The organism is Bradyrhizobium sp. USDA 4504 (assembly GCF_054063995.1).
Genome location: NZ_JBSSGV010000001.1, coordinates 8,058,287 through 8,079,435 on the forward strand (window position 1 = coordinate 8,058,287; position 21,149 = coordinate 8,079,435).

At 64.4% G+C, this 21,149-nt stretch carries 16 protein-coding genes; 9 read left to right on the forward strand and 7 right to left on the reverse strand.

All coding sequences use genetic code 11. The features are described 5' to 3' along the window. Nucleotides 1-37 precede the first annotated feature (37 nt). Together chrA and ACVMB1_RS37760 are read right to left on the reverse strand one after the other, a co-directional pair. Complete coding sequence (chrA, locus tag ACVMB1_RS37755) at nucleotides 38-1,429, reverse strand: chromate efflux transporter (protein ID WP_076832318.1); 1,392 nt, start codon at nucleotides 1,427-1,429, stop codon at nucleotides 38-40. After that, the gene (locus ACVMB1_RS37760) at nucleotides 1,426-2,244 is read right to left on the reverse strand and encodes a chromate resistance protein ChrB domain-containing protein (RefSeq protein WP_076832316.1); all 819 of its coding nucleotides are present in this window, start codon (nucleotides 2,242-2,244) and stop codon (nucleotides 1,426-1,428) included. Before ACVMB1_RS37760 ends, chrA begins: the two co-directional genes overlap by 4 nt. 385 nt (nucleotides 2,245-2,629) lie before the next feature. On the opposite strand from ACVMB1_RS37760, the gene ACVMB1_RS37765 reads away from it, so the two are divergent. The 4 genes from ACVMB1_RS37765 (at nucleotide 2,630) to ACVMB1_RS37780 (ending at nucleotide 5,632) form a co-directional block, all read left to right on the forward strand. Beyond that, nucleotides 2,630-2,941: a hypothetical protein gene (locus ACVMB1_RS37765; RefSeq protein WP_028334652.1), complete on the forward strand. Its 312-nt coding sequence runs from the start codon at nucleotides 2,630-2,632 to the stop codon at nucleotides 2,939-2,941. 96 nt (nucleotides 2,942-3,037) lie between these two features. After that, a complete protein-coding gene (locus tag ACVMB1_RS37770) occupies nucleotides 3,038-3,316 on the forward strand; it encodes a metal/formaldehyde-sensitive transcriptional repressor (protein ID WP_016847064.1) in 279 nt (92 codons plus the stop codon). 5 nt (nucleotides 3,317-3,321) lie between these two features. Then, nucleotides 3,322-4,377 carry a nickel/cobalt efflux transporter gene (locus ACVMB1_RS37775; RefSeq protein ID WP_057016098.1) on the forward strand — a complete coding sequence of 352 codons (1,056 nt, stop codon included), beginning with the start codon at nucleotides 3,322-3,324 and terminating at the stop codon, nucleotides 4,375-4,377. Nucleotides 4,378-4,543: 166 nt separating this feature from the next. Further along, complete coding sequence (locus ACVMB1_RS37780) at nucleotides 4,544-5,632, forward strand: Cj0069 family protein (protein WP_076832313.1); 1,089 nt, start codon at nucleotides 4,544-4,546, stop codon at nucleotides 5,630-5,632. A gap of 358 nt (nucleotides 5,633-5,990) precedes the next feature. On the opposite strand, the gene maiA is transcribed toward ACVMB1_RS37780, so the two are convergent. Continuing rightward, the gene (gene maiA, locus ACVMB1_RS37785; RefSeq protein ID WP_076832309.1) at nucleotides 5,991-6,650 is read right to left on the reverse strand and encodes a maleylacetoacetate isomerase; all 660 of its coding nucleotides are present in this window, start codon (nucleotides 6,648-6,650) and stop codon (nucleotides 5,991-5,993) included. Nucleotides 6,651-7,016: 366 nt separating this feature from the next. Between maiA and ACVMB1_RS37790 the strand changes: the two genes are divergently transcribed. Beyond that, on the forward strand, nucleotides 7,017-8,045 hold the full coding sequence (locus ACVMB1_RS37790; protein ID WP_057016162.1) for an IS110 family RNA-guided transposase: 1,029 nt from the start codon (nucleotides 7,017-7,019) through the stop codon (nucleotides 8,043-8,045). Between the two features lie 454 nt (nucleotides 8,046-8,499). Here the strand turns inward: ACVMB1_RS37790 and metH are convergent, their stop codons facing one another. Together metH and metF are read right to left on the reverse strand one after the other, a co-directional pair. Continuing rightward, complete coding sequence (gene metH, locus ACVMB1_RS37795; protein WP_076824861.1) at nucleotides 8,500-12,354, reverse strand: methionine synthase; 3,855 nt, start codon at nucleotides 12,352-12,354, stop codon at nucleotides 8,500-8,502. A gap of 3 nt (nucleotides 12,355-12,357) precedes the next feature. Continuing rightward, nucleotides 12,358-13,272, reverse strand: a complete 915-nt coding sequence (gene metF, locus ACVMB1_RS37800; protein WP_057016102.1) for a methylenetetrahydrofolate reductase [NAD(P)H] — start codon at nucleotides 13,270-13,272, stop codon at nucleotides 12,358-12,360. A gap of 390 nt (nucleotides 13,273-13,662) precedes the next feature. On the opposite strand from metF, the gene ACVMB1_RS37805 reads away from it, so the two are divergent. Beyond that, nucleotides 13,663-14,682, forward strand: coding sequence for an LLM class flavin-dependent oxidoreductase (locus ACVMB1_RS37805; RefSeq protein WP_456849711.1), 1,020 nt, complete (start codon nucleotides 13,663-13,665; stop codon nucleotides 14,680-14,682). An 86-nt stretch (nucleotides 14,683-14,768) separates the two neighbouring features. On the opposite strand, the gene ACVMB1_RS37810 is transcribed toward ACVMB1_RS37805, so the two are convergent. Together ACVMB1_RS37810 and ACVMB1_RS37815 are read right to left on the reverse strand one after the other, a co-directional pair. Then, on the reverse strand, nucleotides 14,769-15,629 hold the full coding sequence (locus tag ACVMB1_RS37810; RefSeq protein ID WP_076824865.1) for a prephenate dehydratase: 861 nt from the start codon (nucleotides 15,627-15,629) through the stop codon (nucleotides 14,769-14,771). Nucleotides 15,630-15,650: 21 nt separating this feature from the next. Next, the gene (locus ACVMB1_RS37815) at nucleotides 15,651-16,391 is read right to left on the reverse strand and encodes a 3-deoxy-manno-octulosonate cytidylyltransferase (RefSeq protein ID WP_076824867.1); all 741 of its coding nucleotides are present in this window, start codon (nucleotides 16,389-16,391) and stop codon (nucleotides 15,651-15,653) included. Between the two features lie 200 nt (nucleotides 16,392-16,591). On the opposite strand from ACVMB1_RS37815, the gene ACVMB1_RS37820 reads away from it, so the two are divergent. The 3 genes from ACVMB1_RS37820 (at nucleotide 16,592) to ACVMB1_RS37830 (ending at nucleotide 21,146) form a co-directional block, all read left to right on the forward strand. Then, nucleotides 16,592-17,140, forward strand: a complete 549-nt coding sequence (locus tag ACVMB1_RS37820; protein WP_028342300.1) for a c-type cytochrome — start codon at nucleotides 16,592-16,594, stop codon at nucleotides 17,138-17,140. A 263-nt stretch (nucleotides 17,141-17,403) separates the two neighbouring features. After that, nucleotides 17,404-19,260 carry an extracellular solute-binding protein gene (locus ACVMB1_RS37825; RefSeq protein ID WP_076824869.1) on the forward strand — a complete coding sequence of 619 codons (1,857 nt, stop codon included), beginning with the start codon at nucleotides 17,404-17,406 and terminating at the stop codon, nucleotides 19,258-19,260. Between the two features lie 17 nt (nucleotides 19,261-19,277). Further along, on the forward strand, nucleotides 19,278-21,146 hold the full coding sequence (locus ACVMB1_RS37830) for an extracellular solute-binding protein (protein ID WP_076824871.1): 1,869 nt from the start codon (nucleotides 19,278-19,280) through the stop codon (nucleotides 21,144-21,146). The last annotated feature ends 3 nt before the right edge of the window (nucleotides 21,147-21,149 follow it).

Genomic DNA, 21,149 nt, shown 5'->3' on the forward strand with positions numbered 1-21,149 from the left:
GTGCTGCCCCAGGTTCTCAAGCTGCGCGCCGTTCCGCTCAGATGATGCCGACAAGGCGCAGCAGTACGCCCGTGATGCAGGAGGCGGCGAGGACGCTGAGCATCCCCGCATTGAAGCGGAAGATCGCGATCGCGGCGGCGATCGACAGCGCCATCGCTGGCCAGTCGAGGCTGGCAGGCACCGGCGCGTCGAACGACAGGCCTAGCCCGTGCACAGGGAATGTTTGCCGGAACAGCGTGTGCAGCGCGAACCAGATCGACAGATTGAGGATCACGCCGACCACGGCGGCGGTGATCGCCGAAAGCGCGCCCGCCAGCGCCTTGTTGCCGCGCAGCGCCTCGATGTAGGGCGCCCCGACGAAGATCCACAGGAAGCACGGCGTGAACGTCACCCAGGTCGCGAGCAACCCGCCGAGGGTGGCGGCCAACATCGGCGACAGCCCGCTTGCCTCGCGGAACGCGGCCATGAAGCCCACGAACTGTACCACCATGATCAGCGGTCCGGGCGTGGTCTCGGCCATGCCGAGCCCGTCCAGCATCTCGCGCGGGCTGACCCAGTGATAATAGTCGGCGGCCTGTTGCGCGACATAGGCAAGCACGGCGTAGGCGCCGCCGAACGTCACCATCGCCATCTTGCTGAAGAAGATCGCGATCTGGGTGAACACGTCGCCGGGCCCGAGCGCAATCAGCAGGGCGAACACCGGCACCAGCCAGAGCGCGAGCCAGATGGCGCCGACCCGCAAAGTGCGCGATGCGTTGGGACGGACATGGTCCGGCACCGCTTCACCGAGCATGCTGTCGATCACGGCGGAATTCTTGCCGCCATGCTCGATCGCCGCAAATTCGCTCCGGCCGAGGCGTGCGCCGACCAGCCCTATGATCGCGGCGGCGCCGACGATCAGCGGAAACGGCACGGCGAAGAAGAAGATCGCGACGAAGGCGATCGCCGCGAGCGCGATCATCACCCGGTTGCGCAGCGCGCGCTTGCCGACCCGCACCACGGCCTGGATCACGATGGCGAGCACCGCCGCCTTCAGGCCGAAGAACAGCGCCTCGACAAACCCGACATTGCCATACGCCGCGTAGATATAGCTGAGGCCCATGATGGCGAAGATGCCGGGCAGGATGAACAGCCCGCCCGCCACGATGCCGCCGAGCGTCCGATGCAGCAGCCAGCCGATATAGGTCGCCAGCTGCTGCGCCTCCGGCCCCGGCAGCAGCATGCAGTAATTGAGGGCGTGCAGGAAACGCCCCTCGGATATCCAGTTCTTCTCCTCGACCAGGATGCGATGCATTACCGCGATCTGGCCGGCCGGTCCGCCAAAGCTCAGGATGGCGACGCGTATCCAGACCAGCAGCGCCTCGTTGAAGGAGATGCCGTGCGCGGGTTCATGCCCGCGCGCTTTCGCTGTCGTTGCGACGTCGGTCATGGCTTCACCTTGCTGGTCGGCCAGTTGTGCGTCTCCTTGGTCGCGTCGCGGCACCATCGGTAGAAGGCGTCGTAGAGCAGCAGCCCGGCGCTCAACTGCTCGAGGTCGTCGTCGAACATGCGCGACAGGCCGAGCGAGGCGGCGAGCAGCCCGGGCGCCTCCGGCGAAAGCTCGAGCCGCGCGGTATCGGCCGCCCGCACCATCGTCGCGAGCCGCTCCAGCGCCGGCGTCGCGAGGCCGAATTCCTTGACCATCACGTCGAAGGTGCAGAGCTCACCGCGATGGCTCCAGAACACGTTCTCGATGTCGAACGGCGTGGCGTCGAACCGTTCGGCGACCGCCTCGACCTCCGCCGATGTGACGAACAGGAACATGGCCGCGGGATCGACGAAGCGGCGGATCAGCCATGGACAGGCGATGCGGTCGATCTTCGGCCGCGATCGCGTCACCCAGACGGTGCGGCCCCGCCCGTCGCGTTTCGGAATCTTGTCGGCGGGAACGGTCGGTAGCTCCGCTTCCCGCCAGCCGAGGTGGCCGCCCTCGAGAATCTCGGCCGCGATGTTGCTGCAGCGGAGCCAGGCGGCGGTGCCTTCCGAAAGCTTTTGTCCCTTCTGGCAGATCACGACCACGGACTGCCCGGTGAAACGGGAAGCCCAGTCCTGGACGTCGAGATGGGAGTAGCGGACCGCGCCCGGAATCAAGCGCGGATCGGCGGCGAAGTCTTCATCGAGACGAACGTCGACAAGCGTCGGCGCCTTCGCCGTGCCGATGAGACGGGACAATTTTTCTGATGAGATCGATGTGTATGACGACATGGTGCGCCCTTGGTGACAGGACGCGATTCTTGGGCATGTCGCCTCGCGGGGAGATCGCACATCCCCGTAGCCACATCAAAAACCCTGATCTCCGGGCTGTCAACCTGACTTTGCCAAATCCCGCAGCTACCGCCGATCGACAGTCACGAAAACTTCATCGCGCAGCTTGGAACAAGCATTCGTGGATCAGGCCGATGGGGTCACCTCTCCATCTCCGGCGAGTTGCGAATAGGAACATACAATTCGCTGCCGAGTTGCGCGGTGGCAGGGACCAACTCAGGTAGATGCCGACACCGCGAACGTGTCGCGCTCCCGCCTGCATTCATTGGAGCAATGCCGATTGATGGACAGTCATTGTTGGCATGCGACGCCTGTTGCCCTCGTTATGCTGCTCATCACAACAACCGGCGGCGCTCTCGCCCACGATCACCAGCACCCCGAATTGAACGGTTGGTATGAGGGCTTGCATAGCAGCAAGGGTCCCTGCTGCGATGGCACGGATGCGCAGCACATCGACGACGTCGACTGGGAAACCAGGAACGGCCATTATCGGGTGCGCATCGATGGCGAGTGGGTTGACGTACCCAACGAAGCCGTCGTGCCAGGGCCGAACCTGTCCGGCCGACCCATCGTGTGGCCCTATTACATAGACGGTCATCCGAAGGCGCGCTGCTTCATGCCTGGCAGCATGGGCTGACGCCCGCCGCTGACATCCCGCCGCCATGTCTCGATGCGCGCCCGGTTGGCCGACAGCATGGTTGACCAATATAGGATACCCCCCTATATTACTTTCATGTCGCATACCATCAAGCACAAGTCCAAGCTCGTCGGCCGGGTTCGTCGCATCAAGGGCCAGCTGGAGGCCGTCGAGCGCGCACTGGAGTCCGAGATTGGTTGTGCCGACGTGCTGATGCTGGTGGCCTCGGTCCGCGGCGCCATCAACGGGCTAACCGCGGAATTGCTCGAGGATCACATCCGCCACCACGTCGTGGATCCTGCCCGGGAAAAGGATCCGGAGAAGGCGCAGGGCGCCGCGGACCTGATCGACGTCGTTCGTACCTATTTGAAGTGAGCGCCATGACCGACCTGTCTCAGCTGCTCCAGCAGAGCAGTGCCCATGCATGGCTGTTCGTGCCCAGTGCGATCCTGCTCGGCGCGTTGCACGGGCTCGAGCCCGGCCACTCCAAGACGATGATGGCGGCCTTCATCATCGCGATCCGCGGCACGGTGGTGCAGGCGGCGCTGCTCGGCGTGGCGGCGACGATCTCGCACACCGCCATCGTCTGGCTGGTCGCGCTCGCCGGGCTTCACTTCGGCCAGCAATGGTCCGGAGAACGCAGCGAAGCCTGGCTGCAACTGGCCTCGGCGGTGATCATCATCGCGATCGCGGCCTGGATGGCCTGGCGCACCTGGCGCGAGCAGGCTGCCGAACACGATCATCACGACGAAACGCGCCAGCTGGTCCTGGCCGGACAATCGCTGTCGCTCGAGGTCTTCGAGGACGGCGTGCCGCCGCGCTGGCGGTTGCGAAGCGAGGCCGGAGCGCTGCCGGCGGCCGGCGACGTTGACGTCGTGACGATCCGCCCCGACGGCAGCGAGCAACGCTTTCGCTTCGCCGACAGGGACGGCTATCTGGAAAGCATCGACGAAATTCCGGAGCCGCATGCCTTCAAGGCGCGCGTCTCGGTGCGCGCGGACATGGTGGAAGTCCTGTTCGAGGAGCATGACCATGCGCACATGAATCTCGGCGACGAGGACGACGCGCATGCGCGCGCGCACGCCGCCGACATCCGCAAGCGCTTTGCCGGACGCACCGTCACGACATGGCAGATTATCCTGTTCGGCCTGACCGGCGGGCTGATTCCGTGTCCGGCGGCGATCACCGTGCTGCTGCTCTGTCTCCAGCTCAAGCAGTTCAGCCTCGGCTTCGTGCTGGTGCTTTGCTTCGGCATCGGGCTTGCGCTCACCATGGTCTCTGCCGGTGTTGCGGCCGCGCTCAGCCTGCGTCATGTCGAACGTCATTGGGCCGGTTTCAGCCGCTTTGCCCATCGCGCCCCCTACGTGTCGGCCGCGCTGATCGTGCTCGTCGGCCTCTACACGGGCTGGCTCGGGTTGCACGGGATCACGGCCTGATCCGGGATCACGGCGTGATCCGGGATCGTGGCCTGATCCGCTTCGCCCCACTTCCATCTTGAAACCTGCGCGCGGTGGTCTAGATTTGCCCCAAGGGGACAAGGCAGACTCCCCGTGAGACCTCGGTCCAAGCTCTGCGCGACATTCACCGTCGTGGAGCTTTCACATGGACACCCAACCACACACACGTCTTCGTTCCGAAAATCGTCGTTGCAAAATCGCCATCCTGTCGCGTGGCGACGCCGCGTCGCGCCGGGAGGCGACCCCACAAAACAGCCGTTTCGTCCGCGTCTTCGAAGCGCTCGCCGCTTCGGGCATCGCGGCCGTTCCCGTCGTCTATGACGAGACATTCGCCGATGCCGTTCGCGACCAATTGCTGACGATGGACGGCGTTCTGGTCTGGGTCGATCCGATCCATCAGGGCAAGACGCGCGCCGCCCTCGATCCGCTGCTGCGCGAGGTCGCGGCGAAGGGACCATGGGTCAGCGCGCATCCCGACGTCATCCTCAAGATGGGCGTCAAGGACGTGCTGTACCGGACGCGTCACCTCGGCTGGGGCGCCGACACCCATCGATACGCGACGGTCGATGCGTTCCGCGCCGAATTTCCCTCGCGCTTGCGCGCGGGTGGTCCGCGCGTGCTCAAACAGAACCGCGGTAATGGCGGGCAGGGCGTCTGGAAGGTGGAAACCGTGCCAAAGACCGACGCGACGATTCGCGTGCTGCATGCGCTGCGCGGCAGCCAGCCGGAGGAGATGCCGCTGGCAGACTTCATGGCGCGCTGCGAGCAATATTTCGGCTGGGGCGGCTGCATCATCGATCAGGCTTTCCAGCCGCGCCTGCCCGAGGGCATGATCCGTTGCTATGTCAGCGCAGCGAAGGTCGCAGGCTTCGGGCACCAATTGATCAAGGCCCTGATCCCGCCGCCCCCGCAAGGCCCGGATTCTCCGGAAGCCCAACCCGGACCGCGCATCATGCACGGCCCCGATGCGCCGCAATTCCAGGCACTGCGAAGGTTGATGGAGGACGAATGGATCCCGCAAATGATGGCCGCGCTGACGATCGATGAGACGTCGCTGCCGGTGATCTGGGATGCCGATTTCCTCTACGGTCCACGCGATGCTGATGGCGCCGACACCTACGTGCTCTGCGAGATCAACGCGAGCTCGTGCTTCGCGATCCCCGACGAAGCGCCGGCGGCGATCGCGCAGACGGTCAGGGATCGCATCGGTCGGAACATGGCGAGCGTGAGGTGAGCACGCCCTGCAGGCTTCCTCTTTCTACCCATTGCTCGGGGCCCATGGGTGCGATCGGCACCCGGCTTTCCCTGCGCCGTCTGTTCAAGAGAGGGCGGAAAAGAAAGACAAAACTCGGACAAATCATGTCGCGAGAATGCGGAAGTGTGTCACAGACGACGCCACACATTCGGTGTGTCGTCCCTGCGAAAGCAGGGACCCATAACCACCGATGGTCATCGTTGAGCAGTGCTGCAACGACGAGTCGCCTCCACAACAACTGCCGCGGAGTATGGGTCCCGGCCTTCGCCGGCACGACGATCGAGAGAACCGCGCACACGTTTGCGTCTCTGCCTGTCCTTTGCAGCGCGTCCGCAAACTACTTCGGCCGCATCGCTTCCGGTGTATCCGGCTGCGCGGACGGATGCGCCTTGGCGAATTCCGGCAGCGCCATGGCGGTCTCGTGGATGCGCTTCACGGTCGGCCAGGGCGACAGGCTGATCTGCTGGTTGATCGCCGCCGTGACGTGGCCGACCAGGCAGATGTCGGCAAGGGTGGGCGCATCGCCGTGACAGAACCGGCCGGTCGCCTTGTGGCCGGCGAGGTGGCCCTCGAGCGCCGCCAGCGTCTCGACCGTCCAGTGCCGCCGCCACGCGTTCTGCTGGCTGTCGCGCAGATCGAGCTCGCGGTCGAGATAGCGCCGCACCCGCGGCGTCAGCAGCGGATGGCCCTCGCAGGCGACGATCAGCGCCAGCCCGCGCACCCGGGCGCGGCCGAGCGCATCCGCCGGCAGCAGCGGTGGCGTCGGAAAAGTCTCGTCGAGCCAGTCGATGATCGCGAGCGACTGGAACAGCACCGTGCCGTCGTCGGTCACCAGCGCCGGCAGCGCCATCTGCGGATTGATCTTGCGGTAGGCATCGGTGCGATGCGCGTCCGCATCGAGATCGACGAAGACGACGTCGGCGGCGACGCCCTTGAGGTTGAGCGCGACCCGCACCCGAAAGCTCGCCAGCGAGCGCCAGAACGAGAAGAACTGCATGGAGTGCACCCCGCATTTCTTCCCCTCTCCCCTTGTGGGAGAGGGTGGACGCGATGCAAGGCATCGCGGACGGGTCCCACGCGATGCAAGGCATCGCGGACGGGTGAGGGGTCTGTCTCCGCGGATAGAGACCCCTCATCCGTCGCGGACTTTGTCCGCGACACCTTCTCCCACAAGGGGAGAAGGGAAGAAAGGTCTGTCTATCCAGACCCGTAGATGGGGTAACGGGCCGGCCGCCCGCTCGCTACGGCGCAATTTGGAAGCGCGCTCGCGAGCGGCCTGTTGGTTGGAAGGCGGTCGTCCCTCAAACTGATGGTGTTCAACGGAGTCGGGCAAGCCCGCTCCAAGCATCATTAAGGGACGACCATGTACCACTATGCAGGAATTGACGTGTCTTTGGAATGCTCGAGCGTTTGCCTTGTCGATGGGACAGGCAAGATTTTGCGCGAGACGAAGGTTGCGAGCGAGCCGGCGGCGCTGATCGCCTGGTTCCGGTCGCTGGGTCTGGTACTGGAACGGATCGGGCTGGAGGCAGGCCCCTTGTCGCAATGGCTGTATGCGGGTCTGCGAGACGCAGGGCTTGCGGTCGAGCTGCTGGAAACGCGGCACGTTCGCGAAGCCTTCAAGTCGATGCCGGTGAAGACGGACCGCAACGATGCCCGCCGGATCGCGCAGTTGATGCGGCTCGGCTGGTTCCGGCCGGTGCACTGCAAGTCGGTCGCGGCGCAGGAGACCCGCGCCATCCTGACGGCGCGCAAGCTGCTGCAATCCAAGCTTCGCGATGTCGAGAACAGCCTGCGCGGCATACTTCGCGGTTTTGGCCTGAAGGTCGGTGCGACCACCGAGCGCACGTTCGCCGGACGCATCCGCGAGCTCGTGACCGGCCATCCCGGACTGGAGTTGGTCGCGGCGGCGCTGCTCCAAGCCCATGCGGTGCTGCTGCGGGAGTTCAAGAGCCTGGACAAGCACACCCAGAAGCTCGCCAGGACGCATCCATCCGCCAAGCTCCTGATGACAACGCCGTCCGTTGGTCCGATCGTGGCGCTCACCTATGCCGCGGCGATCGACGACCCGAAGCGCTTCCGCTCCTCGAAGGCCACGGGAGCCCACTTTGGGCTCACCCCGAAGAAGTACCAGTCCGGTGAGACCGACTACACCGGCCGCATCAGCAAGATCGGGGATGCCTCCGTGCGCGAGGCACTCTACCAGGCAGCTCACGTCATGCTGACCAAGCCGGTCAAGAATTGCTCGGCATTGAAGAGCTGGGCGATGCGGATCGCCCGGCGCGCAGGCATGCGCAAGGCCAAGGTAGCGCTGGCTCGCAAGCTCGCCGTGATCCTGCATCGCATGCTCGCCGACACCAAACCGTTCAACCCGATGACCAAGGCCATCTAGCCAGGAGCAGCAATCGGTTCCGGGCGGGCCACGACACCAGGCTCTCCCCGAGCGAAGTCCCTCCGCTGGGACGATGGATCCGGTCAGGCCGCCATCCGGGAAGTGGCTCACGACCACGCAATCCGTAGATTGGCCGGCCGGCTCCTCAATGCACCCCATCAGGCGACGGCCTTCGCGCCGATCCCGTACAGAAGCAAGTGCCCGGCGAGTGGATGACGCGAAAAGGGATTGACTAACCAAGGCCCGTTACAGAAGCCCGGATGAAGCGCAAGCGAAATCCGGGGCCGGTCCGTCGTTCCGTCGCAGTCTATCCCGGATTACGCTTCGCTGCATCCGGGCTACGGCACTCCAATACGTCATGCCCGGGCTTGACCCGGGCATCCATCAATCTTCAGAAGTGTTTTTGAAGATGGATCGCCGGGTCAACCCCGGCGATGACACGTGTCGAGGAGGCCTACCCAGCCCCCACCTTCTTCTTGCGCCAGGCGAGATGCACGGCGCAGGTGCAGCCCTGCGGATGCGAGGCCAGCTCCGCGTCGTTGGCGGGCGTTGCGGCGGGCGCGATTGCCGATCCCTTGGCGCCGTCCTGCGAGGGGATGTAGTTCAAGACCGGCGCCAGCCAGCGCTCGATCTCGGCGACCGTCATGGCCTTGCGCGTGGCGTAGTCCTCGACCTGGTCGCGCTCGATCTTGCCGACGCCGAAGTAGAAGCTTTCGGGATGCGAGAAGTACAGGCCCGAGACCGACGAGCCCGGCCACATCGCAAAGCTCTCGGTCAGCTTCACGCCGGCGGTGTTCTCGGCATCGAGCAGCGCGAACAGCGTCCGCTTCTCGGTGTGGTCGGGCTGCGCCGGATAGCCCGGCGCCGGGCGGATGCCGTCATATTTCTCGAGGATCAGTTCGTCCGCCGACCAGGTCTCATCGGGCGCATAGGCCCAGAACTCCTTGCGCACGCGCTGGTGCATGCGTTCGGCGAAGGCTTCGGCCAGGCGATCGGCCAGCGCCTTGCACAGGATCGAGGAGTAGTCGTCATTGGCGTTCTTGAAGCGGTCGGCGACCGCATCCTCGCCGATCCCCGCGGTGACGACGAAGCCGCCGATATAGTCGGCGATGCCGGTTTCTTTCGGCGCGATGAAGTCGGACAGCGCGGCGTTGAAGCGGCCCTCGCGCTTCTCGAGCTGCTGGCGCAGCGTATGGAAGGTCGCGATCTTCTGCTTCCGCGTCTCGTCGGCATAGACCTCGATGTCGTCGCCGACGGCGTTCGCCGGCCAGAAGCCGACGGTGGCGCGGGCGGTGAACCACTTCTCCTTGATGATGGTGTTCAGCATCTTGCGCGCGTCGGCATAGAGCGAGCGGGCGACTTCGCCGACCTTGGGGTCGTCGAGGATCGCCGGGAAGCGGCCGGTCAGCTCCCAGGTCTGGAAGAACGGCGTCCAGTCGATGTAGTCGGCGAGCTCGGCGAGATCGTAGGCGTCGAAGCTCTTCAGCCCGAAGAAGGCCGGCTTTTTCGGCGGCGCCGCCGCAAAATCGATCGCGACCTTGTTGGCACGGGCCTCGCCAAGCTTCAGCCGCTTCTTGTCGGCCTGGGCGCGGAAATGCGCCGTCGAGATTTTTGCGTATTCGGCGCGTACCTCGGCGGCGTAGGCCTGCCTCCTCTCGGCCGACAGCAGCGAGGAGGCAACGCCGACGGCACGGCTCGCGTCATTGACGTGCACGACCGGGCCGCCCGGATAGTTCGGGTCGATCTTCACGGCGGTGTGCACGCGGCTCGTGGTGGCGCCGCCGATCAAAAGCGGCAGGTTCATGCCCTGCCGTTGCAGCTCGCCGGCGAGGAAGCTCATCTCGTCGAGCGAGGGCGTGATCAGGCCGGACAGGCCGATGATGTCGGCGCCTTCGGCCTTCGCGGTCTCGATGATCTTGTTGGCAGGCACCATGACGCCGAGGTCGATGACCTCGAAATTGTTGCACTGGAGCACGATGCCGACGATGTTCTTGCCGATGTCGTGGACGTCGCCCTTCACCGTCGCGAGCACGATCTTTCCCGCGGCGTTGCGGCCGCCGGTGATGCCGTTGGCGAGGTTGCGCGCCTTCTCCTCCTCCATGAACGGCATCAGATAGGCGACCGCCTGCTTCATCACGCGGGCCGACTTCACGACCTGCGGCAGGAACATCTTGCCGTCGCCGAACAGGTCGCCGACCACGTTCATGCCGGCCATCAGCGGCCCCTCGATGACGTCGAGCGGACGGGACGCGTTCTGGCGGGCGGCCTCGGTGTCCTGCTCGATGAACTCGGTGATGCCGTGCACCAACGCGTGGGACAGCCGCTTCTCGACCGGCCATTCGCGCCAGGCGAGATCTTGCTCCTTGGTCTGCTTCTCCTTGCCGCGGAATTTCTCGGCCAGCGCCAAGAGCCGCTCGGAGGCGCCGGGATCGCGGTTGAGGATGACGTCCTCGCAGGTCTGGCGCAGCTCGGGATCGATGTCGTCGTAGACGATCATCTGCCCGGCATTGACGATGCCCATGTCCATGCCGGCATGGATCGCGTGATACAGGAACACCGAGTGCATCGCCTCGCGCACCGGTTCGTTGCCGCGGAACGAGAACGACAAATTGGAGACGCCGCCGGAGATGTGGGCGCCCGGCAGGTTCGCCCGGATCCAGCGCGCCGCCTCGATGAAGTCGACGCCGTAATTGTTGTGCTCCTCGAGGCCGGTCGCGATCGCAAAAATGTTCGGATCGAAGATGATGTCCTCGGGCGGGAAGTCGAGCCGGTCGACCAGGATGTCGTAGGCGCGCTTGCTGATCTCGGTCTTGCGCTTGAACGTGTCGGCCTGGCCGGTCTCGTCGAACGCCATCACCACCACGGCGGCGCCGTGGCGCCTGGCGACGGTCGCCTCATGGATGAACTTCTCCTCGCCTTCCTTGAGCGAGATCGAGTTCACGATCGGCTTGCCCTGGATGCATTTCAGGCCGGCCTCGATGACGTGGAATTTCGAGGAATCGACCATCACGGGCACGCGCGCGATGTCGGGCTCGGCGGCGACGAGGTTGAGGAACGTCACCATCGCCGCTTCGGAATCGAGCAGGCCCTCGTCCATGTTGACGTCGATGACCTGGGCGCCGTTCTCGACCTGGTCGCGCGCGACCTGCAGCGCGGCGGTGTAGTCGCCGGCGGTGATCAGCTTGCGGAAGCGCGCCGAGCCGGTGACGTTGGTGCGCTCGCCGACATTCACGAACGGGATCGCGTCGGTCAGCGTGAACGGCTCGAGGCCGGAGAGCCTGAGCCGCGGTGCGATCTCGGGCACCACGCGCGGCTTGTGCGGGGCGACCGCCTTGGCGATCGCCGCGATATGGTCGGGCGTGGTGCCGCAGCAGCCGCCGACGATGTTGACGAGGCCGGCGGCCGCGAATTCGCCGATCAGCCGCGCCATGTAGTCCGGCGTCTCGTCATACTGGCCGAATTCGTTGGGCAGGCCGGCGTTCGGGTATGCACACACGAGCGTGTCGGCGACGCGGCCGATATCGGCGATATGCGCGCGCAGATCCTCGGCGCCGAGCGCGCAGTTGAAGCCGATCGTGATCGGCCTTGCGTGCCGCACCGAATGCCAGAACGCCTCCGGCAACTGGCCGGAGAGCAGGCGGCCGGACTTGTCAGTGATGGTGCCGGAAATCATCACGGGCACGTCGATGCCGCGCTCCTCGATGATCTCGGAAATCGCGTACAGCGCCGCCTTGGCGTTCAGCGTGTCGAAGATGGTCTCGACCAGCAGCAGATCGGCGCCGCCGTCGAGCAGGCCCTTGGCCTGTTCGCCATAGGCCTTGCGCAGATCGTCGAAGGTCACCGCGCGATAGCCGGGATTGGAAACGTCGGGCGAGATCGAGGCGGTGCGGTTGGTCGGGCCGAGTGCGCCGGCGACAAAGCGCGGCTTGCCGTCCTCGGCGCTCACCCGCTCGGCGGCGGTGCGCGCCAGGCGGGCGCCCTGCAGGTTCAGCTCATAGGCGAGGTCCGACATGTCGTAGTCGGCCTGCGCGATCGAGGTCGAGGAGAAGGTGTTGGTCGCGACGATGTCGGCACCGGCGCGCAGATATGCGGCGTGGATGTCCGTGATCGCATCGGGCTGGGTCAGGATCAGTAGATCGTTGTTGCCCTTGATGTCGCGGTGGAAGTCCGCAAACCGCGCGCCGCGGAAGGCGGCTTCGTCGAACTGCAGGCCCTGGATCATCGTGCCCATGGCGCCGTCGAGCACCAGGATGCGCTCGCGGGCAGCCGCGAGCAAAGCGTTACGCTTGGGGGAAACGGGAACGGACATGTGTCAGGCAGCTTTCTGGGCACCGTTCGGCCGGATGCCGAGCAGGTGGCTGATCGCGAACACGAGGTCCGCGCGGTTCATGGTGTAGAAGTGGAAGGTGTCGACGCCGTGCTTGAACAGCTTCTGCACCTGGCCGGCGGCGACGGTGGCGGCAACCAGCTTGCGAGTCTCGGCGTCGTTGTCGAGGCCCTCGAACTTCTCGGCGAGCCAGTCCGGCACGCTGGTGCCGGCGCGCGTCACGAAATTGCGCGCCTGCTTGAAATTGTGCATCGGCATGATGCCCGGCACGATCGGAATCTCGATGCCGCGCGCGCGCACCCGGTCGACATAGCGGTGGTAGAGGTCGTTGTCGAAGAACACCTGGGTGATCGCGCGCGTCGCGCCGGCGTCGACCTTGGCCTTCAGCGTGTCGATGTCGGCGTCGAAATCCTTCGCTTCCGGATGCTTCTCGGGATAGGCGGACACCGAAATCTCGATGTCGGCGTGGCGCCTCTTGATCCCGGTGACGAGTTCGGCCGAACTCTGGTAGCCGTCCGGATGGGTGAAGTAGGGCGTGCCGATGCCGCCGGGCGGATCGCCGCGCAGCGCGACGATGTGACGGACGCCGACCTCATGATAGCGGTCGACGATGTCGTCGATCTCGCCGCGCGAGGCGCTGACGCAGGTCAGATGCGCGGCCGGCAGCAGATCGGTCTCGCGCAGGATGCGGGTGATGGTCGAATGGGTGCGCTCGCGGGTCGAGCCGCCGGCGCCGTAGGTGACCGAGACGAAGTTCGGCGTCAGCGGCGCCAGGCGATTGATGGTCTCCCAGAGATTGCGCTCCATCTCCTCGGTCTTCGGCGGGAAGAACTCGAAGGAGATTTTCGGCGCTTTGGGCGCACGTGGTGCGTTCGGCACGGAGGAAATGGTCTCGGTCATGATACGCAAAGGCTCCGCAACTGGAGGGCAGACATCCGGCCTGGATATGAAGGCCCCAAGATAAGCCAAACGCGTCGGATCAAACAGCCCATCGGATATGGGAAATTGCCCATTCGTGGCGCAGATTCGGCAAAAATTGACTATCTGGAACGTTCGGTGGGCAGTCGCCGACTTCGCCGAAAATGAAATTAACGTATTGAAAAATATAAATAAAGGAAATGGCTTGCAATTGATTGGAGAGCGAAATCGATTGTGGGTAGCGTGGTACAATGATGAATCATTGCGTATCGTCCCAAAGCCGACGGCTGCCGGCGCCGGCGTTCCGCCGCGGGACTGGTCTGCGCGGCCGGGGCCTTTGTCGCCTCGTGGCGCCACACTAGGTTGACGGCCATGATTCCGCTCTCCGTCCTCGACCTGTCCGTCGTCACCACCGGCACCAGGCCGGCCGCTGCGCTCCGCAACAGCATCGATCTGGCGCGCCATGTCGATGGCCTTGGCTACGTCCGCTACTGGCTCGCCGAGCACCACAACCTCGCTTCAGTCGCGAGCCCGGCGCCTGATCTGATGATCGGGCAGATCGCGGCGGTGACGGAGCATATCCGTGTCGGTTCCGGCGGCGTGATGCTGCCCAACCACGCGCCGCTGGTCGTCGCCGAGCGCTTCAAGATGCTGGAGGCGCTGTTTCCCGGCCGCATCGATCTCGGCCTCGGCCGCGCGCCCGGCACCGACGGCGCCACCGCCTACGCACTGCGCAGCCGGCTCGATCGCCGCGAAGGCGATGATTTCCTCGAGCGGCTGCACGAGCTGACCTTGTGGGAGACGCGCGATTTCCCGCCCGGCCATCCCTACAACAATGTGGTGGCGATGCCGGATGATTCGCCGCTGCCGCCGATCTGGTTGCTCGGCTCGAGCGACTATTCCGCCGAACTCGCGGCCCAGGTCGGGATGGGCTTTGCATTCGCGCATCATTTTGCCACTCACGATGCAATTGCGGCGATGACGAACTACCGCGCGCATTTCAAGCCGTCGGGCTGGCGTGCGACGCCGCAGGCGATTCTGGCGGTTGCGGTTGTTGCGGCGGAGACCGACGCTGGAGCCGAGCGGCTTGCGCTGTCGATGGATCTCAACCGGCTGCGCCGCGACCGCGGCCAGTATCTGCCGCTGCCGAGCGTCGAGGAGGCAGAGGCCTATCCCTATACCGACGCCGAGCGCGCCTCGATCAAGCGCAACCGCGCCCGCCTCTTCGTCGGCAGCCCCGCAACCGTGATGACGAAGCTGGAGCCGCTGATCGCGGCGACCCAGGCCGACGAGCTGATCGTGATATCAGCGGTCTACGACCATGCCGCGCGGAAGAAGTCGTACAGCCTGCTCGCCGAGGCGTTCGGGCTTGCGAAGACGGCGGCGGCTTGACCCCGTCATTCCGGGGCGATGCGCAGCATCGAACCCGGAATCTCGAGATTCCGGGTTCACGCTTCGCGTGCCCCGGAATGACTGCGTCAATCCTGCGTCTCGCTGAAAGTCGCGCGGAACGGATGGCCGGGATAGACGCCGACGATGCGGAATTCGCGCGAGAAGAATTTCAATTCCTCGATCGCGAACGCGAGGCCGCGCTCATCGGGGTGACCGTCGACATCGGCATAGAATTGCGTGGCGAAGAAATTGCCGTCGACCATGTAGCTTTCGAGCTTGGTCATGTTGACGCCGTTGGTGGCAAAGCCGCCCAGCGCCTTGTACAGCGCGGCGGGCAAATTGCGCACCCGGAAAACGAAAGTCGTGACCAGCGGCCCCGAACCCTGCGTGGCCCACTTGGCCTCGCGCGCCAGCACCACGAAGCGGGTGGTGTTGTGGGCCTCGTCCTCGATGTCCTCGGCGAGAATGTCGAGACCGTAGATGTCGGCGGCGAGGCGGGAGGCGATCGCCGCCACGCTCTTGTCGCCGCGCTCGGAGATGTCGCGGGCGCTGCCGGCGGTGTCGGCGGCGACGATCGGCTTGATGCCGAGCTTGCGGATGACGCGGCGGCACTGGCCGAGCGCGTGGACATGGCTCTCCACGCTCTTGATGTCGGCGAGCTTGGTGCCCTTGATCGCCATCAGCTGATGGCGGATCGGCAAGAACCATTCGCCGACGATGAACAGGCCCGAAGCGGGCAACAGATGGTGGATGTCGGCGACGCGGCCGGCGACCGAATTCTCGATCGGGATCATGCCGAGATCGGCCTCGCCCGAGGAAATCGCGGCCAGCGCGTCCTCGAAGGTCGGGCAGGGCATCGGCTCGGCGTCGGGATAGGCCTCGACGATCGCGATATGGGAATTGGCGCCAGGCTCGCCCTGGAACGCGATTTTCAGCTTCTTGGTCATGGGTGGCCTTTTACCAGCCGGTCAGGCGTTGGAAAGTATTCTGCGGGCGGTTTCGAGATCGGCCGGGGTGTCGACGCCGCGCGGGACGGTATCGACGATGGTGACGTCGATCCGCATCCCGGCCTCCAGCGCGCGGAGTTGCTCGAGCTTTTCCTGCTGCTCCAGCGGCGAGGGCGGCAGCGCCACGAACCGCTCCAGCGCGGCGCGGCGGTAGGCGTAGAGGCCGATATGATGGTAGCGCGGCCCGTCGCCATAAGGCGCGGTGGCGCGGGTGAAATACAGCGCGCGCAACCGGTTCGGCCCGATCGGCGAGCCGACTGCCTTGACGACGCTGGGGGCCTGATCCTCCTCCTCGGTATGGATGCGCGAGGCCAGGGTCGAGATGTCGACTGCGGGATCGTCGAGCGCCGGCATCACGCTGCGGATGGTCTCGGGGCTGATGGTCGGGAAATCGCCCTGCAGATTGACCACGATCTCGGCATGGCCGTCGGGGTCGAGGGTCGTCATCGCTTCATAAATCCGGTCCGAGCCGGACGGATGGTCGGGACGGGTCATTACGACCTCGCCGCCCGCAGCCTTCACCGCTGCAGCGATCTCGGCCGTGTCGGTCGCAACCGCAACCCGGCCGATGCCCGCCGCCTCGGCCCGCCGCAGCACATGGACGATCATCGGCACGCCGGCGATCTCGAGCAGCGGCTTTCCCGGAAGGCGAGTGGCGGCCATGCGGGCCGGAATCAGCACCAGGGTACGGGGTTGGGTCATTCGTGTCGGAGCCCGTCCGGCCTGCGGAAATTGCCGGGGAGGAGGTTGAATTCGGCGCGTTTATACGGGTTGCCAGAGCGCGGGCAAACCGATATCTCAACCCTGCTTGGGGCGGTGCGATAAGGCCGATTCCCAGGTCTTTCCCCGCGGCCGTATTCCCGGCCTGAAGTCGACATTCAAGGCCCGGAGCCTGACCCAAAATGGACTCCTTCGAACTCAACAAAATCCTCGGTGCGGTTCTCGGCACCTGCATCGTCGTCCTGGTGATGAGCTTTGCCGCCAGCGCGAAATTCGCGCCGAAGCTGCCGGAGAAGCCGGGTTTTGAGATCGCTGTGAAGGAAGAGTCCCATGGCGGTGGCGGCGAGGCCGCTGCGGCCGCATCCGAGCCGATCGAGAAGCTGCTGCAGACCGCTTCCGTCGAGAAGGGCGCGGCGGCCGCCAAGAAGTGCCAGGCCTGCCACACCTTCGAGAAGGGCGGTCCCAACCGCGTCGGTCCGAACCTGTTCGGCGTCGTCGGCGAGAAGAAGGGCGAGGGCCGTGGCTTCAATTTCTCGGCCGCGATGAAGGGCAAGGGCGGCGAATGGTCGTTCGACGACCTCAACAAGTTCCTGACCAACCCTAAAGGCTTCATCCCGGGCACCGCGATGGGCTTTGCCGGCGTGCCGAAGGACAGCGAGCGCGCCGACATCATCGCCTATCTGAATTCGAACTCGGAGCACCCGGCTCCGCTCCCGACCGCCTCGAAGTAACGATTTGCTTCGCGCAAGCATGTGGATGAAACGGCCAGGCAATGCCTGGCCGTTTTCGCATGGGGAATCCGCTGTCGCGGGGTTGTTATCGGGACGTTTCGCCGCACCGATATTGTTCCCGGGCCAATATCATGAGGAAAAAGCAACGTAATTTGTCGAACCGTTGCCTTATATTGGGTCCCATGTAAGCGGGGCCGCAAGCAGGAAGACCGAATTTGGCGATCACCCGACGACACCTCCTTCAAGGCAGCGCACTGGCGGCAATGGCTCCGGCGCTCGGACTCACCCCCGGCCTGTCGGCGATCACGCCGGCCTTCGCCGACGAAGCCCCCAACGGGCTGAAATGGCGGCACGGCCTCTCGACCTACGGCGAAATCAAATATCCCGCCGACTTCAAGCGCTACGACTATGTCAAGCCGGACGCGCCGAAGGGCGGCGTGGTGCGGCTGTTCCAGCCCGGCACCTATGACAGCTTCAACCTGGTCGTTGCGGGGTTGAAGGGCACGGTCGCCTCTTCCGTCACCCGCATCTACGATTCGCTGATGGAGGCCTCGCTCGACGAGCCCGATACGTATTACGGCGAACTCGCCGAGGCGGCAGCCTTCCCCGACGATTTCTCCTACGTGATCTACCGCCTGCGGCCCGGCTCACGCTGGCACGACGGCAAGCCGGTCACGCCGGAGGACGTGATCTTCTCGTTCGAGGCGTGGAAGGCGAACAGCCCGATGTTCAGCGCCTACTACCGGCACATCGAAAAGGCCGAGAAGGTCGGCGATCGCGACATCAAGTTCACCTTCGACAGCCCGGGCAACCGCGAGCTGCCGATGATCACCGGTCAGCTCGTCATCCTGCCCAAGCATTGGTGGGAAGGCACCGACGCGCAGGGCAAGAAGCGTGACATCACCGCGAGCACGCTGGAGCCGCCGCTTGGCTCGGGTCCCTACCGGATCAAGGAGTTCGTTGCCGGACGATCGGTGGTGCTCGAGCGCGTCAAGGACTACTGGGGCAAGGATATTCCGATCGCGATCGGACAGAACAATTTCGACGAGCTGCGCTACGAATATTTCCGCGACGACACCGTCGCGCGCGAGGCGCTGAAGGCCGACCAGTTCGATTGGTACGGCGAGCGCAGCGCGAAGGAGTGGGCGTCGGCCTACGACGTTCCGCCGGTGCGTGAGAAACGGCTGCTCAAGGAGCTCTTCACCGTCCGCAATCAAGGCCGGATGCAGGGCTGGGTGTTCAACCTGAGGCGCCCGAAATTCGCCGACCCCAGACTGCGCCGCGCCTTCAACTGTGCGTTCGATTTCGAAGAGATGAACCGCGTGCTTTCGACCGGCGACTATCATCGCGATTCAAGCTATTTCGACGGCATCCCCGATTTGATGGCGACCGGCCTGCCGGAGGGCAAGGAGCTCGAGATCCTGGAGACGCTACGCGACAAGGTGCCGCCGGAAGTCTTCACGACGCCCTACAAGGATCCGGTCGGAGGCACGCCGGAAAACGTGCGCGCCAATCTGCGCGAGGCGACGCGGCTGTTGAAGGAAGCCGGCTTCGAGATCCGCGACCGCAAACTGGTGGATTCCTCAGGCCAGCCGTTCACGGTCGAGATCCTCGGCAACAGTGGCGATTCCGGCATGGAGCGGATCGCACTGTTCTACAAGCCGAGCCTGGAGCGCCTCGGCATCACCGTTAATCTGCGCGCGGTCGACACGGTGCAGTATCAGAACCGGGTGCGCGATTTCGATTTCGAGATGGTGACCCAGGTCTGGGGACAATCGATCTCGCCCGGCAACGAGCAGCGCGACAATTTCGGTTCGCAGGCGGCCGACCGGCCCGGCTCGAACAATCTTCCCGGCATCAAGAATCCGGCGGTCGATGCCATCATCGAACGCATCATCTTCGCCACCAGCCGCGCCGATCAGGTCGCCGCCGCGAAGGCGCTGGATCGGGTTTTGCTCTGGAACTTCTATCTTGTTCCACACTTCAATTACGACAAGCAGCGCTATGTCTATTGGGATCGCTTCAGCCATCCCGACCCGCTGCCGAAATACGCTGTTTCGGGATTCCCAAATCTTTGGTGGTACGACGCCGACAAGGCGGCCAAGCTCAAGCGTTCATAAAACTCAAGGATTCGCGCATGGCGCTATTCTCCCGTCGGCACGCACTCGGCCTCGGCATCGGTGCGTTGAGTGCTGCAGGCTTGCGTGCTGCGCCGGCGGTGGCCGACAACGGAACCGAGATGCACGGCATGTCGGTGTTCGGCGACCTGAAATATCCGGCGGATTTCAAGATCTTCGACTACGTCAATCCGAAGGCGCCGAAGGGCGGGGCGTTCTCAATGATCCCTTCGACCCGTGCCTACAACCAGTCCTTCTTTACGTTCAGTTCGTTCAACGCGTTCATCCTCAAGGGTGAAGGCGCGAAGGGCATGGAGATGACCTTCGATTCGTTGATGGCACGCGCGGGTGATGAGCCTGACGCGATGTACGGCCTGGCCGCAAGATCGGTCTCGATTTCTCCCGACAAGCTCACCTACCGCTTCACGATGCGGCCCGAGGCTCGCTTTCACGACGGCTCGAAGCTGACTGCGCAGGATGTCGCGTTCTCGCTCAATACGCTGAAGGAGAAGGGGCATCCGTTGATCGTGGTGCAACTGCGCGATTTCGTGAAGGCCGAGGCGCCCGACGACGGCACCGTGATCGTGACCTTCGCGCCTAATCGCGCGCGCGACGTGCCGCTTTATGTTGCGGGTCTGCCGATCTTCTCGAAGGCCTATTACGCGAAGCGGCAGTTTGATGAGTCCACGCTCGAAGTTCCGCTCGGCTCCGGGCCGTACATGGTCGGCAAGTTCGAGGTCAATCGTTACGTCGAGTATAACCGCCTCAAGGATTGGTGGGCAGCCGACTTGCCGGTCAATCGCGGCAGTTACAATTTCGACACCGTGCGCTACGAGTTCTACCGTGATCGCGATGTCGCGTTCGAAGGCTTCACAGGCAAAAATTATCTGTTTCGCGAGGAATTCACGTCCCGTGTCTGGGCGACGCGGTACGATTTCCCGGCTATCAAGGACGGGCGGGTCAAGCGCGAGACATTGCCGGACGAAACACCGTCCGGTGGGCAGGGTTGGTTCATTAACACCCGTCTCGACAAGTTCAAAGACCCGCGCGTTCGCGAAGCGCTAATCTATGCCTTCGATTTCGAATGGACCAACAAGACCATCATGTACGACGCTTACGCGCGCAGCGTCTCGCCTTTCCAGAATTCGGACATGGTGGCTAGTGGACTACCTTCGCCCGAGGAATTGAAACTGCTCGAACCATTCCGCGGCCAAGTGCCGGATGAGGTGTTCGGCGAGCCCTTTGTGCCGCCGGTGTCGGATGGATCGGGACAGGACCGCGCACTGCTGCGAAAGGCGACGCAGTTGCTCAACGATGCAGGATGCGTCGTCAAGGATGGCAAGCGGCGATTGCCTAACGGCGACCCGCTTACGATCGAGTTCCTGCTAGATGAGCCGACTTTCCAGCCGCATCACGCCAGCTTCATCAAGAATCTCAAGCCGCTTGGCATCGATGCCAACATCAGGCAGATCGACGCAGTGCAGTATCGTGCGCGTGTTGAGGCTTTCGATTTTGAGGTGACGACCCAGCGTATATCCATGTCGGCGACGCCGGGTGACAGCCTGAGGCCTTACTTCTCGTCCCAGGCTGCGACCACCAAGGGCTCCTACAATCTGGCGGGCGTTGCCAACCCGGCGATCGACGCATTGATCGAAAAAGCTATCGCTGCCGAGACGCGGGCGGACTTAACCTTTGCCTGCCGCGCGCTCGATCGCGTCTTCCGTGCCGGCCGCTATTGGGTGCCACAATGGTATTCTAACAAGCACCGTGTCGCCTATTGGGACCAGTTCGGGCATCCGGAGAAGCCGGCGAAATATGCGGGCGTCGGCGCCCCGGAGAACTGGTGGTATGATGCGGCCAAGGCCGCGAAGCTCGAGCAGGCGAAGTAGCCG